The following is a 14,197-nucleotide window of genomic DNA, read 5'->3' as shown; positions in this document are numbered from 1 at the left end:
ATCCACTGTACTACTAACGTTCACACACGTGTGCAAGTTAGTAGGAGCAAGCGCTGCTTCGCGGAGGGTCATCGTGCGCCTCGAGATCGCCCCCTGAGAGGCGTGACCGAACGACGGAGTTTCGGGCCCTGCAACGGAACCGACGGAGGCTCGGTCCGTATTGCCGCCGAGCCTCCGTCGTTTCGGAAGGAACGCCGCGCTACTTGGCCGTGCCGTCGACCGCGTGCGGCTCGATGGCCGCGATCTCCGACGGCGTGAGCGGCGCCGCATCCAGCGCTGCCACGTTCTGCTCGAGCTGCGTGACGCTCGAGGCGCCGATCAGCGCCGACGTCACCTGCGGGTGCCGCAGCACCCAGGTGAGGGCGAGCTGCGCCAGCGTCTGGCCGCGGCCGGCCGCGATCTCGTTCAGCGCCCGCACGCGCGCGAGGTAGGTCTCGTCGATCCGCGACGCCGGCAGGAACCGCGAGGTCGCCGCCCGCGAACCCTCGGGCACGGTGCCGTCGAGGTAGCGGTCGGTGAGCATGCCCTGGTGCAGCGGCGAGAACACGATGCTGCCCGCGCCGACCTCGTCGAGTACCGGCAGCAGCCCGCCTTCGACGTGCCGGTTGAACATGGAGTACGAGGGCTGGTGGATGGTGAGCGGCACCCCGAGCGACGCGAGGATGTCGGCGGCCCGGCGGGTGTCCTCCGGCGAGTAGTTCGAGACGCCGACGTAGAGCGCCTTGCCCGAGGTCACGGCGGTGGCGAGGGCCCCCATGGTCTCCTCGAGCGGCGTCGACGGGTCGAAGCGGTGCGAGTAGAAGATGTCGACGTAGTCGAGCCCGAGCCGCCCGAGCGACTGGTCGAGCGAGGCGAGCACGCTCTTGCGCGAGCCCCACTCGCCGTAGGGGCCGGGCCACATGAGGTATCCGGCCTTCGACGAGACGACGATCTCGTCGCGATACGCCGCGAAGTCCTCCGCGAAGATGCGCCCGAAGTTCGACTCGGCCGATCCGGGAGGCGGTCCGTAGTTGTTCGCCAGGTCGAAGTGCGTGATGCCGAGGTCGAAAGCGCGGCGCAGGATCGCGCGCTGCGAATCGGTCGTGCGCTCATCGCCGAAGTTGTGCCAGAGACCGAGCGAGAGAGCGGGCAGGAGCAGGCCGCTGCGGCCCGAGCGGTTGTACTGCATCCGGTCGTAACGGGTGGGGGCGGCGGGGTAGCTGCCGTCAGGCATCGGTTGTCCTTCCAGTGGTGCGGGGTCGAAATCGACCCCTCTCGATCATGCCAGGCGAACGGATGCGCTCACTCCGCCGAGCGCGCCGGCGCCGGTCCGGTGCTCTCCCGCACCACGAGTCGCGTCTCCACCATGAACGTCTCCGGCGGCGTCTCCTGCCCCTCGATCTCGGCCACCAGCACCTCGATGCCGGTCTGCCCCACCACGTCGAAGCGCTGGTGGATGGTGGTCAGTGGCGGCCAGAACGAATCCGACTCGGCCATGTCGTCGAAGCCGACGACGCTCACCTCGTCGGGCACCCGCCGCCCGGCTTCGTGGAACGCGCGCAGGATGCCGAGGGCCATCTGGTCGTTGCCGGCGAACACCGCGGTCACGTCGTCGCGCTTCAGCAACTCGACGCCCGCCTCGTAGCCGGACGCGGTGGTCCAGTCCCCGCGCACCACGGGGGGCACGGAGCATCCGGCCTTCTCCAGCGTCGCGCGCCAGGAGGCCTCACGCCGTGTCGCGGAGTAGGAGTCGCCGGGGCCGGCCACGTGCCAGACGGTCGAATGCCCGAGGTCGAGCAGGTGCTGGGTGGCGAGCAGTGCGCCCATCGCCTGATCGGTGTCGATCACGGGGTAGTCGTCGCGCCCGCTCGAGTCGATGACGACGACGGGCAGGCCCACCGGCAGTTCGACGTCGGCCTGGCTCACGAAGTGCGCTTCGATCACGATCACGATGCCGTCGACCGCTTGCTCGGAGAGTCGGGCGAAGGCCTTGGTGACGTGCTCCTGGGTGGGCTCCTCGACCGGGATGAGGGTGATCGAGTATCCGGCTTGCGCGGCCGCGATGGAAATGGATTCGAGCGTTCGCATGTTGCCGAATGACGACAGAGTGAACATGATCACGCCGATCGTGCGGTACTGGCCCGAACGCAAGGCGCGCGCTGCGCGGTTGGGGCGGTAGCCGAGCTCCCGCATCGACGCCAGCACGCGATCGCGCGTGGCCGGTTCGACGTTGGAGAGGCCGTTCGACACCCGAGACACTGTCTGGGTCGAGACGCCGGCGTGGCGTGCCACATCGGCCATGGACGGCCCGCGATGCCTTACCGAGCCGGCTCGGACTGTGTCGGTCACGTGATGCACTCCTGTGTGTCTGGATTTGCTGTGATTTGCCTGGTCAACTTGCATGGTTACGTGAACATGTTAGGCTCGCTCCGGTTATGTTGACGTAAACATGATCCCACACAGTTTTTCATAGAAGAGGATTTGGACAATGGCGTCGGTGAGTGTCACACGATCCCGCCCCCTCCGCCGTGCGCGACGGGACTGGCGCGGCTGGGGTTTCGTAGGCCCCTTCATGGTGGTCTTCCTGGCGGTGCTGGTCGCTCCCGTGATCTATGCGATCGTGCTCAGCCTGTTCCGCACCCAGTTGGTCGGCGGATCGGGATTCGTGGGCCTCGGCAACTACGGTCAGCTCTTCCAAGACCCGAAGTTCTGGGAGTCACTGTTCCGCGTCACGCTCTTCCTGGTCATCCAGGTGCCCATCATGCTGGCCCTCTCGCTCTTCGTGGCCCTCGCCATCGACAGTGCGAGGCTCCACGGATCGAGCTTCTTCCGCATCGCGATCTTCCTGCCCTACGCCGTTCCCGGTGTCGTCGCCGCCCTCATCTGGGGCTTCATCTACGGCAACCAGTTCGGCCTGACAGGCAGCATCAACGACCTGATCGGCTTCGACCTGCTGCAGCCCTTCTCCTCCGACTGGATCCTCGCGTCGATCGGCAACATCGTCACCTGGGAGTTCCTGGGCTACAACATGCTCATCTTCTACGCGGCGCTGAAGGTCATCCCGACCGACCTCTACGAGGCCGCCGAGCTCGACGGTGCGGGCCAGTTCCGCATCATCTCGGGCATCAAGCTGCCGGCCCTCCGCAGCTCGATCGTGATCGCCACCGTGTTCTCGATCATCGGCAGCTTCCAGCTGTTCAACGAACCGAACCTGTTGAAGGCGCTGGCGCCCAACGTCATCTCGAGCTACTTCACTCCGAACATGTATGCCTACAACCTCTCGTTCGCCGGCCAGCAGTTCAACTACTCCGCCACCGTCGCGATCGTGATGGGAATCATCACCGCCGTCATCGCCTACATCGTGCAATTGCGCGGTTCCCGTCAGGAGGTGCGCTGAGTTGAGCGCCGTCACCACACCCCGAACCCGCACGCGCCGCCGCCCGGCCTTCGTGCAGAACCGCAAGCCCACGAAGCACACCCGCACCCGCAAGTCGATCACCCTCACCATCCTGATGGCGATCTTCGTGATCTACTCCGTGGTGCCGCTGGTCTGGCTGATCGTCAACGCCACCAAAGACCAGGGTGATCTCTTCTCCACCTTCGGTCTCTGGTTCGGCCCCGACTTCAACCTGTTCCAGAACATCGGCGAGACGCTGACCTACCGCAACGGCATCTTCGTGCAGTGGTTCGGAAACACGCTCCTCTACGTGATCGTCGGCGCCGGCGGGGCGACCTTCCTCGCCACCCTGGCGGGCTACGGCCTCGCGAAGTTCAACTTCCCGGGCCGCAAAGCGGTCTTCGCGGTGGTGCTCGGCGCCGTCGCCATCCCGGGAACCGCGCTCGCGGTGCCGACCTTCCTCATGTTCAGCCAGATCGGCATCACGAACACACCGTGGGCGGTCATCCTGCCCTCGCTGATCAGCCCCTTCGGCCTCTACCTCGTCTGGACCTTCGCCTCAGACGCGGTGCCCACCGAAGTGCTCGAGGCGGCACGGATGGACGGGGCCGGCGAATTCCGCACCTTCTTCACCATCTCGCTGCGATTGCTCGCCCCCGGGATCGTGACGGTGCTGCTGTTCGCCGTGGTCGCCACCTGGAACAACTACTTCCTGCCCTTGATCATGCTCTCCGACCCCACCTGGTATCCGCTCACCGTCGGCCTCAGCCAGTGGAGCGCGCAGGCCTCCGGTGTCGCGGCGCAGCCGATCTACAACCTGGTCATCACCGGCGCGCTCCTCACGATCGTGCCGATCGTGATCGCCTTCCTCTTCCTCCAGCGCTTCTGGCAGTCCGGCCTCAGCGCGGGAAGCGTCAAGCAATGACGGCAATCCAAACCCCTACAACGAAGTAAGAACACTCCCAACGAAGTGAAAGCACCGAAAGGAACACAGATGCGCAAAATGACTCTGCGCCGCGTGGCACTCGCCACGGCTTCGACCCTGGCGCTCGGCTTGAGCCTGGCTGCCTGCGCCTCGGGCGGCGGCAGCTCGGCCGGTGGCAGCGGCTCGGCCGACGACATCCAGGCCGCGCTCGAAAAGGGCGGCTCGATCACCTACTGGAGCTGGACCCCCTCCGCCGAGGCCCAGGTCGCGGCCTTCGAGAAGGCGTACCCGAACGTCGACGTCAACTACGTCAACGCCGGCACCAACACCGACGAGTACACCAAGCTGCAGAACGCCATCACCGCCGGCTCCGGCGCTCCGGATGTCGCACAGCTGGAGTACTACGCCATCCCGCAGTTCGCCCTCTCCGACTCCCTCGTCGACCTCAGCTCCTACGGCTTCGCCGACTACGAGAAGGACTACAGCGCGGGCCCGTGGAGCTCGGTGGCCTTCGACGGCAAGGTCTACGGCCTGCCCCAGGACTCGGGCCCCATGGCGATGTTCTACAACAAGACGGTCTTCGACAAGTACGGCATCGAGGTGCCCACGACGTACGACGAGTACATCGCGGCCGCCGAGAAGCTGCACGCCGCCGACCCGAACGCGTACATCACCTCCGACACCGGCGACCCCGGCTTCGCCACGAGCATGATCTGGCAGGCCGGCGGCCAGCCGTTCACCGCCAAGGGCACGGATGTCTCGATCAACCTGCAGGACGACGGCTCGAAGAAGTGGGCCGACGAGTGGAACAAGCTGAACGAGGGCAAGCTCCTCTCCACCACTCCCAGCTGGAGCGACGAATGGTACAAGGCACTCGGCGACGGCAGCATCGCGACGCTGCTGACCGGTGCGTGGATGCCCGGCGTGCTCGAGTCGTCGGTGCCGCAGGCATCCGGCAACTGGCGCGTGGCCCCCATGCCCACCTACGACGGCACCCCGGTGACCGCTGAGAACGGTGGTGGCGGCCAGGTCGTGCTGAAGCAGTCGAAGAACCAGGCTCTCGCGGCCGGCTTCCTGCAGTGGCTGAACCACGACCCGGCGTCGATCAAGGTCTTCCTCGCCTCCGGCGGATTCCCCTCGACCACGGCCGACCTGGAGTCGCCCGAGTTCCTCGCCGACGCCCCCGAGTACTTCGGTGGCCAGACCATCAACGAGACCCTCGTCGACGCGTCGAAGAACGTGCCCAGCGGATGGCACTACCTGCCCTACCAGGTGTATGCGAACAGCATCTTCGGCGACACCGTCGGTCAGGCCTACGTGAACAACAGCGATCTGAACAAGGGTCTCAAGACCTGGCAGGACCAGCTGGTGGCCTACGGCAACCAGCAGGGCTTCACCGTCAAGTAACACCCTCGAGGCGCGACGGTCTTTCCGGCCGTCGCGCCTCGCCCCCTTCGAAAGGCTTCAGGATGTATTCCGCCCGACTCGTGATCGACCCCGGCACCGCGTTCGCCCGTGTTCCGCGGCGGATCTTCGGCACCTTCGTGGAGCACATGGGCCGCAGCGTCTACGAAGGCATCTACGAGCCCGGGCACGCATCCGCAGACGACGCCGGCTTCCGTCGCGACGTGCTCGCGCTGGTGCGCGAACTCGGCGCCACGACCGTGCGCTACCCCGGCGGCAACTTCGTCTCGGGCTACCGCTGGGAAGACGGCGTCGGCCCCCGCGAGTCCCGGCCCGTGCGGCTCGACGCCGCCTGGCACAGCACCGAGACCAACCAGGTGGGCTTGCACGAGTTCGCCGACTGGGCCGACCAGGCCGGGCTCGAACTGATGTACGCCGTGAACCTCGGCACCCGCGGCATCGCGGAGGCGGCCGACGTGCTCGAGTACGCGAACCACCCGGGCGGCACGGAGCTCTCCGAGCGCCGGCGGGCGAACGGCAGCGACGCGCCCTTCGGCATCCGGCTCTGGTGCCTCGGCAACGAGGTCGACGGGCCGTGGCAGATCGGCCACAAGACCGCCGACGAGTACGGCCGCATCGCGGCCGAGAGTGCGCGGCTGATGAAGTTCATCGACCCCGACATCGAACTCGTGGCCGCCGGTTCGTCGAACGCCGAGATGCCGACCTTCGGCGAGTGGGAGCGCACCGTGCTCCAGCACACCAGAGGGCTCGTCGACCACATCTCGGTGCACGCCTACTACGAGGAGTCCGACGGCGACGCCGCGAGCTTCCTCGCCTCCGGCACCGGCCTCGACCGCTACCTCGAGACCGTCGCCGCGATCATCGACGAGGCGGGTGCGGGGCCGGGCTCCGAGCATCCGGTGGGCATCAGCGTCGACGAATGGAACGTCTGGTACCAGCGGCGCTGGAACGAGATCGACAAGCCCCGCGTGATGACCGGTGAGTGGCCCGAGGCCCCGCGCCTCATCGAAGACGCCTACTCGGTGACGGATGCGGTGGTCGTCGGCTCGCTGCTGGTCTCGTTGCTGCGGCACGCCGACCGCGTGTCGATGGCCAACCTCGCGCAGCTCGTGAACGTGATCGCCCCGATCCGCAGCGAGCCGAACGGCCCCGCCTGGCGCCAGAGCACCTTCTTCCCGTTCCAGCGCACCGCGCAGCTGGCCGAGGGTCGTGTGGTCGACCCGGCGGCGCATCCGGATGCCGTGGTTCCGGTGCACGAGACCGCCCGATACGGCACCGCACCCTTGCTCGACGCCGTCTCGACCGTGTCCGACGACGGCACGATCGCGCTCTTCGTCACCAACCGATCGCTCACGGAGGCTGCGTCGGTCTCAGTGACCATCGCGGCGGAGGGGGTGCGGATCGTGCGCGCCCAGACCCTCAGCACTCCGCCGGGCGGCGACCGTCACACCATCAACGACGCCGACTCGCAGCCGGTCGGGTTCACCGACCTCGGCGAGGACGCGCGGATCGCCCCCGCTGCGGACTCCGATTCCGGCGTCGGCGCATCCGTTCTCCACCTCACGGTGCCCGCCCTCTCCTGGTCGGCCATCGAACTCTCTTCCGCCCCCGAAACCGAGGACGACCATGTCTGAATTCCGCATCGGCGACGAGCACTTCCTGCTCGACGGCGAACCGTTCCGCATCCTCTCGGGTGCCCTGCACTACTTCCGCGTGCATCCGGATCTCTGGCGAGACCGCATCCGCAAAGCCCGCCAGATGGGCCTGAACACCATCGAGACCTACGTGGCCTGGAACGCGCACGCACCCCGTGAGGGCGAGTTCGACCTCACCGGCTCGCTCGATCTCGGCCGCTTCCTCGACGACGTCGCGGCCGAGGGGATGCACGCGATCGTGCGCCCCGGCCCCTACATCTGCGCCGAGTGGGACAACGGCGGCCTGCCGGCCTGGCTCTTCGAGTCGGGAACGGTCGGCGTGCGCCGCGACGAGCCGCAGTACCTGGCGGCGGTCGAGAACTACCTCGAGCAGCTCGCGCCCGTGCTCGTTCCGCGGCAGATCGACCAGGGTGGCCCGATCATCCTGGTGCAGATCGAGAACGAGTACGGCGCCTACGGGTCAGACCCGGTCTACCTGCAGAAGCTGGTGGAGATGAACCGGAAGATCGGTCTCACGGTGCCGTTCACCACCGTCGACCAGCCGACGCCGCAGATGCTCGAAGACGGCAGCCTGCCCGGCCTCCACAAGACGGCCTCGTTCGGCTCCCGTTCGCTGGAGCGGCTCGCGACCCTGCGCGAGCACCAGCCCACCGGCCCGCTGATGTGCTCCGAGTTCTGGGACGGCTGGTTCGACTACTGGGGTGCCCACCACCACACCACGTCGGTCGGCCAGTCGGCCCAGGACCTCGACGACCTGCTGGCGGCCGGAGGCTCCGTGAACATCTACATGTTCCACGGCGGCACGAACTTCGGCTTCACCAACGGCGCCAACGACAAGGGCGTCTACCAGCCGATCGTCACCTCCTACGACTACGACGCCCCACTGGATGAGGCGGGCAACCCGACCGAGAAGTACCACGCCTTCCGCGAGGTGCTCGCAAAGTACGGCTCGGTCTCCGGCAGCGCCCCGGAGGTCGCCGGCCCGGCGCGCGCTCTCGACGTGCCGCTCGCGCGCTCGGTGGCGCTCTCATCGGTGGTCGACCGTCTCGGTTCGTGGTCTCCGCGCGAAGAGCTGCCCACGATGGATTCGCTCGGCCGCTACACCGGATTCGCGATCTACCGTGCGGAGATCGACATCGTCGGCGCCGCGGTGCTCGAGATCGACGAGGTGCGTGACCGGGCCCAGGTGTTCCTCGACGGCACGCCGATCGGCGTGTTCGCCCGCGACCACCACGACCGGTCGATCGCGCTTCCGATGGATGCGCGAGGCGTGCTCGAGATCCTGGTCGAAGACCAGGGGCGAGTCGACTACGGGCCCCGTATCGGCGAGCCCAAGGGGCTCATCGGCGGGGCGCGCATCAACGGCGAGCCACTGCTGCGCTGGTTGGTGCTGCCGCTCGAACTCGATCCGACGGCGGGATCGTCGGTGTCGAATGAGACGCACGCATCTGCCGAGAACGCGTCCGGAGGGTTCGCGGATGTCATCGCCGCTCTGTCCGCCGTGGCCCCGGGCGAGGCATCCGTCGTCTCCGGCCCCGCGTTCGCCCTGGGTCGTTTCGATCTCCCGCCGGTGCGGGCGGGCCAGTCGGAAGACCTCTTCCTCGACACCCGTTCCTGGGGCAAGGGCGTGGTGTGGGTGAACGGATTCTGCCTCGGCCGCTACTGGTCGCGCGGGCCGCAGCACACCCTCTACGTGCCCGCCCCCGTGCTGCGGGAGTCGGGCAACGAGATCGTGGTGTTCGAGCTGCACTCGGCGGCATCGGCGGCGAGCTTCGTGCCGGCAGCCGACCTGGGTCACACCGACTTCTAGCGTCACCGCGGCCGAATGGCGGCCGCGGTGCGCGTGGCCGGCTGTGAGTTCGCGGTGCCCGGATTGACAGCGTGCACCCGATGAGCGAATGATGCACCCTGTGGGCGAATGCCACGATCGTCGAAGAAACGGGAACACCGATGACTGCGAGTGCCGGAACAGCGAGCGCCGGCGCACCGGGTGACGCGGATGACGCGCGAGTGGCGTCGGTGGCGAAGGAGCTCGTGGCGTTCCGCTCGGTGCTCCGCGGGCAGGGAGAGCTCGTGCTGGGCGGTCGGGTCGTGCTGCTCGGCGACGACGACGATGCCGAGGTCGTGGCGCGGGCGCTGCTCGCGATCGGTGTGCAGGAGCTGACTCTCGCGGCCGACCATCCCGCCGCACGCGTGGTCGCCGCCGAACTGCTCGGCGACCGCTCGCGTGACGTGGCCGTGGCGGCGGGCCCTGCGCTGCTCGTGAAATGGCAGAGCGCGCACGGTGTGGTGGATGCCCGCCCCGCCTCGGCCGATGCCGGCTCCGACGTTCTGCCCCTCGACCGCGGACTGCTCGCCCACGGCGCCTGGGTTGTGCGCTGCCGTCGCTCGGCTCCCGGTGGCCCGCTTCTGGTGACCCAGGCCTACGCGTAGGGGTAGGTCGAGGGCCAGGCCTAGGCCGACGGGTGGAGGATGATCTTTCCGCGGTGCTCGCCCGACATGCTCGCGCGCTGCGCCTCGGCGGCGGCGGTGAGCGGATAGCGGGCGCCGATCTCCACCTCGAAGTCGCCGAGCTCTATCAGCTCGAGGGTCACGGCATACGATTCGGCGCGCAGCCGCAGCTCCTCGGGCGTCAGCGGGAGGGGATTGCCGCCCGACCAGGCCTGGATGCCCAGTTCGGCGGCCCGTGCGCCCACCACGACGGTGCCGATGTGCGAACGGTCCGAGACCAGTGCGAAGGAGGCCTCCAGCGCCTCGTCGGTGCCGGCCGCATCCAGCACCACGTCGATCGGGCCGGGAGCGGCGGCGCGGATGTTCTGCAACAGGCCGGGGCCGTACTCCACCGGGATCGCGCCGAGCTCGCCCATCCGCGCCTGGTTGCGCTCACCGCCGGTGGCGATGACGGTCGCGCCCCAGTTGCGGGCGAATTGGATGGCGGCCTGCCCGACCGCGCCCGATCCGGCGTGGATGAGCACCACCGAGCCCACCTCGACGCCGAGTGTGCGCAACGCCTGGTAAGCGGTGGATGCGGGCACGCCGATGGCCGCCGCCTCGTCCCACCCGACGCCGGCGGGCTTTCGCACCAGACGGCTCGCGGGTGCGACGATGTGCGTCGCGTAGGTGCTGTGCCCGTTCTGCACCACCACCTCGTCGCCGACGACCCAGTCGTCGACGTCGGCGCCGACGGCCACGACGACTCCCGCGGCATCCGCTCCCGGCACGCGCGGAGACCTCAACGGAGCGCTGGAGCGGGCGCCCGACCGCAGCATCGAATCGATCGGGTTGACCCCGATGGCCCGCGTCTCGACGACGACGCCATCCGAGGGCGCAGAGGGCATCGGCACCTCGACGAACGAGAGCACCTCCGGCCCGCCGAATTCGCTGTACTGGACCTGTGCGCTCATGCCTCCATTCTCCCTTGCCGGGAGGCGGGCGAGAAAGAGGGCGGCGTCAGCCCTTGATGGCGCCGCCGAGGCCTGCGCTGCGGAGGAAGAGGCGCTGGAACACCACGAACAGGGCGATCGGGATGAGGGTCGAGATCGCGAGGGCCGCGAGATACACGTCGAGCTCGATCGTCTGCTGCAGCGCCGGCAACCGCACCGAGAGCGGCTGGATGGAGGGAACCGTCAGCACGAGCATCGGCCAGAGGTAGTCCTTCCAGGCCGCGATGATGGCGAACACCGACACCACCCCGATGATCGGCCGCGACATCGGCAGCACGATCGACCAGAACAGCCGGAAAGGGCCCGCCCCGTCCATCCGCGCCGCCTCGAAGATCTCACGCGGCAGGTTGTCGAAGAAGCGCTTCACCAGCACCACGTTGAACGCGGAGGCCCCGGCCGGCAGCCACACGGCCCAGAAAGTGTTGAGGAGCGACGTGCCGATGAGCGGCGGATGCAGGATCGTGAGGTAGAGCGGCACGAGCAGCACCACGGCCGGCACGAAGAGCGTCGCGAGCACCAGCCCGTAGACGATGCGACCGTAGCGGGGCTGCAGCACGCTCAATGCATAGCCGCCCGTTGCCGCCACCAGCAGCTGCACCGCCCACGCGCCGGCCGCCACGATCACCGTGTTCATGAACTGCACGTCGATGTGGATGGTGGTCCACGCCGTGACCAGGTTCTGCCAGTCGATGCCGTTCGGGAAGATGGCCATCGGCGTGCGCAGTGTGTCCTGCGTCGGCGTGACCGCGGCCTTCAGCAACCAGAGCAGCGGCCCGAGCCCGGCGATCACGAGCAGGGCCAGGAGCACACCGTGGATCGTGCGCGTGGTGCGGCGGATCGACGGGCGGCGCCGGTCGGAGATCGAGATGATGCCGCGATCGCCCGAGCCGCCTCCGTCATCCTGGCCGCCGCCCTTGCCGCGCCGGCGCTTCCGCCGGCCGCGTCCGTTCCCGCCGTCGCCGGGCGGTTCGTTCATGATCGTGGCCTCGAGGGGCACGAAAGGGGGCGCCGGGGTCTCGGTGGTCGAAGTCAATTGGAGCTCCAAGACTTGGTGAGACGGAAGTAGATGAGCGAGAAGATCGCCAGGAACACGGCCAGCATCACGCTCAACGCGGTCGCCGCCCCGTAGTTGCCGCCGAGCGAGTTCTGGAAGGCGTAGCGGTAGATCAGCAAGAGGATCGTCGACGTCGAGTTCGCCGGCCCGCCGTTGGTGAACAGGAACGGTTCGAGAAAGACCTGCGCCGTGCCGATGATCTGCAGGATGAAGGTGATGAGCAGCACCCCGCGCAACTGCGGCAGGGTGACGTGCCAGACCTTCTTCCAGATGCCCGCGCCGTCGATCTCGGCGGCGTCGTAGAGATCCGGTGACACGCTGGTGAGCGCTGCGAGGTAGATGATGATCGTTCCGCCCGCCGCCGCCCAGGTGGCTTCGAGCACGAGTGAGGGCATCGCGGATGCCGCGCTCTGCAGCCATGGCTGAGGCGGTATGCCCACCCAGCCGAGCACCGTGTTGAACGGCCCGTTGGGGTCGGCGTTGTAGAACACCTTCCAGAGCAGCACCGCCACGACCGGCGGCACCACGACGGGAAGATAGGCGAGCGCGCTGTAGAGGCCGCGCATCCGTTTCACCTCGCTCATCAGAACGGCGACGACGAGCGGAACGGGATAGCCGAAGAGCAGGGCGAGAAAAGCGAAGTAGAGGGTGTTCAGTGCCGCCTGCCCGAGCTGCGGATCGGAGAGCACCTTCACGTAGTTGTCGAGCCCGATGAAGGTGGCCGGGCTCACCAGGTTGGTCTTCTGCAGGCTCATCACCACTGCTTCGACGATCGGCTTCCAGGAGAAGACGCCGAAGATGACGAGCAGCGGCAGCATGAACAGGAGGTTCGAGAGGCCGCCCCGCCGCACCCACGAGACGGGGGTGCGTCTCGGGGTGCGGGCGGGGCGTTGGAGGGTGGTCATCAGCCGGCGTCGACCAGAGCCTGCACGTCGGAGTTCGCCTGGGCGAGCAGTGCGTCGATGTCGGCGTTCTGGTCGGTGAGCACGGCCTGCACCACGGTGTCGAGCGCCGCGTAGAGCTCCTGTGTCTTCACCGTCGGCTCGCCCACGAGGGTGCGGCCTTCGTTGCCCTCGGCGAAGTACGACACCTGGTCTTGCGGAACGTTGATGTAGTCGGCGATCCACTCCCGTGACTGGTCGAGGGTGGCCTGGTCGAAGATCGGCAGCGCCGGGGTGCCGACCGCCTGCTCCTGGTCGGCGAGGATCTTCGCATCCGCGACGGCCGCATCCTGGTCGACCAGCTTCGACACGTCGTAGAAGTCGATCCACTTGACCGCGGCGTCCTTCTGCTCGTCGGTCGCCTTCGCGCTCACCACGTTGAGCGTTCCGCCGCCCATGATGGCGGCGTCGGGGGAGTCGGTGATCGGGATGGCGGCGAGGCCGTAGATCGCCGGGTCGAGGTTGTTCTCGCGGGTGAGGCTGGTGAAGATGTCTGACCCGGAGGTGTACATGCCGATCTGCCCGGCCGCGAAGGCCTGATTGATGGTGCCCCAGTCGAAGAGGAAGTTCGAGCCCATGGAGTTGTCGGTCCAGCGCAGCTCCTTGAGGAACTCCAGCGTCTCCTTCGTGGCGTCGTTGTCGAGAGTGACGGTGGTGGTGTCGCCCTCGCCTTCCTCCATGCGCCCGCCGCGCGAGACGGCGGCGGCGGTGGTCTGCCAGCCGCCCGTGTTGCTCTGCGTCATCTGCATGTAACCGGCCTGGCCGGTCTTCTCGGCGATCGCCTTGGCGTCTTCGCGCACCTCGTCCCAGGTGGTGGGCGGGTCGTCGGGGTCGAGGCCGGCCTGCTCGAACAGGTCGCGGTTGTAGTGCAGGCCGATGGCATATGCCTCTCGGGGAATGCCGTAGATGTTGCCCGCGTCGTCTTGCGCCGTGGCGAGCACGCTGGGGTTGAACTGATCGAAGTAGGGCAGCGCCTCCACCTGGGTGGTGAGGTCGGCGAGCTGTCCGTTCGCGATGAGGGTGCGGCCATCGGTGAGGGGGATGCGGAACACGTCGGGCAGCGTGCCGCCCGCGAGCTGTGCGGTGAAGGTGGTGGCCTTCCACTCGTACTCGACCGGTTCGACGTCGATGTCGGGGTTGAGTTCCTCGAACTCGGCGACCCGGGCGTCGAAGGCGTCGAACGCCGCCTGCTCGGTGCCGGGGATGAGGGAGGCGACGGAGATGCGGACTTTACCGTCGTCGGGTGTTCCGGCGTCGGCCGAGCAGGCGCTCAGCAGACCGGCGGAGGCGAGGCCGACCGCGGCGATCGCGATGGCTTTTCGTGGAGACTTCATTGTCTGTGCCCTTCTTGGTGTGGTGCGTGGATTGCGGATGGTGC

At 67.8% G+C, this 14,197-nt stretch carries 12 protein-coding genes; 6 read left to right on the top strand and 6 right to left on the bottom strand.

The features are described from left to right. Window positions 1-199: 199 nt before the first annotated feature. Both N1027_RS03760 and N1027_RS03755 read right to left on the bottom strand, forming a co-directional pair. Window positions 200-1,213 carry an aldo/keto reductase gene (locus N1027_RS03760; RefSeq protein ID WP_259505354.1) on the bottom strand — a complete coding sequence of 338 codons (1,014 nt, stop codon included), beginning with the start codon at window positions 1,211-1,213 and terminating at the stop codon, window positions 200-202. Between the two features lie 68 nt (window positions 1,214-1,281). After that, the gene (locus tag N1027_RS03755) at window positions 1,282-2,280 is read right to left on the bottom strand and encodes a LacI family DNA-binding transcriptional regulator (RefSeq protein ID WP_259505352.1); all 999 of its coding nucleotides are present in this window, start codon (window positions 2,278-2,280) and stop codon (window positions 1,282-1,284) included. A gap of 187 nt (window positions 2,281-2,467) precedes the next feature. On the opposite strand from N1027_RS03755, the gene N1027_RS03750 reads away from it, so the two are divergent. The 6 genes from N1027_RS03750 to N1027_RS03725 all read left to right on the top strand — a co-directional run bounded on the left by N1027_RS03750 (window position 2,468) and on the right by N1027_RS03725 (window position 9,814). Then, a complete protein-coding gene (locus N1027_RS03750; RefSeq protein ID WP_259505350.1) occupies window positions 2,468-3,376 on the top strand; it encodes a carbohydrate ABC transporter permease in 909 nt (302 codons plus the stop codon). A 115-nt stretch (window positions 3,377-3,491) separates the two neighbouring features. Further along, window positions 3,492-4,301, top strand: a complete 810-nt coding sequence (locus N1027_RS03745; RefSeq protein ID WP_259507883.1) for a carbohydrate ABC transporter permease — start codon at window positions 3,492-3,494, stop codon at window positions 4,299-4,301. Window positions 4,302-4,370: 69 nt separating this feature from the next. Next, window positions 4,371-5,708 carry an ABC transporter substrate-binding protein gene (locus tag N1027_RS03740; RefSeq protein WP_372499666.1) on the top strand — a complete coding sequence of 446 codons (1,338 nt, stop codon included), beginning with the start codon at window positions 4,371-4,373 and terminating at the stop codon, window positions 5,706-5,708. A gap of 62 nt (window positions 5,709-5,770) precedes the next feature. Then, window positions 5,771-7,360: an alpha-N-arabinofuranosidase gene (locus N1027_RS03735; protein ID WP_259505349.1), complete on the top strand. Its 1,590-nt coding sequence runs from the start codon at window positions 5,771-5,773 to the stop codon at window positions 7,358-7,360. Then, entirely contained in the window at window positions 7,353-9,191 is a 1,839-nt protein-coding gene (locus tag N1027_RS03730) for a glycoside hydrolase family 35 protein (protein ID WP_259505347.1), read from the top strand. Before N1027_RS03735 ends, N1027_RS03730 begins: the two co-directional genes overlap by 8 nt. 140 nt (window positions 9,192-9,331) lie before the next feature. Further along, window positions 9,332-9,814, top strand: a complete 483-nt coding sequence (locus N1027_RS03725) for a hypothetical protein (RefSeq protein ID WP_259505346.1) — start codon at window positions 9,332-9,334, stop codon at window positions 9,812-9,814. A gap of 20 nt (window positions 9,815-9,834) precedes the next feature. Here the strand turns inward: N1027_RS03725 and N1027_RS03720 are convergent, their stop codons facing one another. From N1027_RS03720 to N1027_RS03705, 4 genes are read right to left on the bottom strand one after another with little or no spacing between them, the layout of a single operon-like run. After that, complete coding sequence (locus tag N1027_RS03720; protein ID WP_259505344.1) at window positions 9,835-10,785, bottom strand: NADP-dependent oxidoreductase; 951 nt, start codon at window positions 10,783-10,785, stop codon at window positions 9,835-9,837. 46 nt (window positions 10,786-10,831) lie between these two features. After that, the gene (locus N1027_RS03715; RefSeq protein WP_259505343.1) at window positions 10,832-11,857 is read right to left on the bottom strand and encodes a carbohydrate ABC transporter permease; all 1,026 of its coding nucleotides are present in this window, start codon (window positions 11,855-11,857) and stop codon (window positions 10,832-10,834) included. After that, window positions 11,854-12,783, bottom strand: a complete 930-nt coding sequence (locus N1027_RS03710) for a carbohydrate ABC transporter permease (RefSeq protein WP_259505341.1) — start codon at window positions 12,781-12,783, stop codon at window positions 11,854-11,856. The genes N1027_RS03715 and N1027_RS03710 overlap by 4 nt, the downstream gene beginning before the upstream one ends. Beyond that, entirely contained in the window at window positions 12,783-14,153 is a 1,371-nt protein-coding gene (locus N1027_RS03705; RefSeq protein ID WP_259505339.1) for an ABC transporter substrate-binding protein, read from the bottom strand. Before N1027_RS03705 ends, N1027_RS03710 begins: the two co-directional genes overlap by 1 nt. Between the last annotated feature and the right edge of the window lie 44 nt (window positions 14,154-14,197).

The organism is Herbiconiux aconitum, from assembly GCF_024979235.1.
Classification (GTDB): Bacteria; Actinomycetota; Actinomycetes; order Actinomycetales; family Microbacteriaceae; genus Herbiconiux; species Herbiconiux aconitum.
This window is presented reverse-complemented; position numbering and strand designations above follow the sequence as displayed.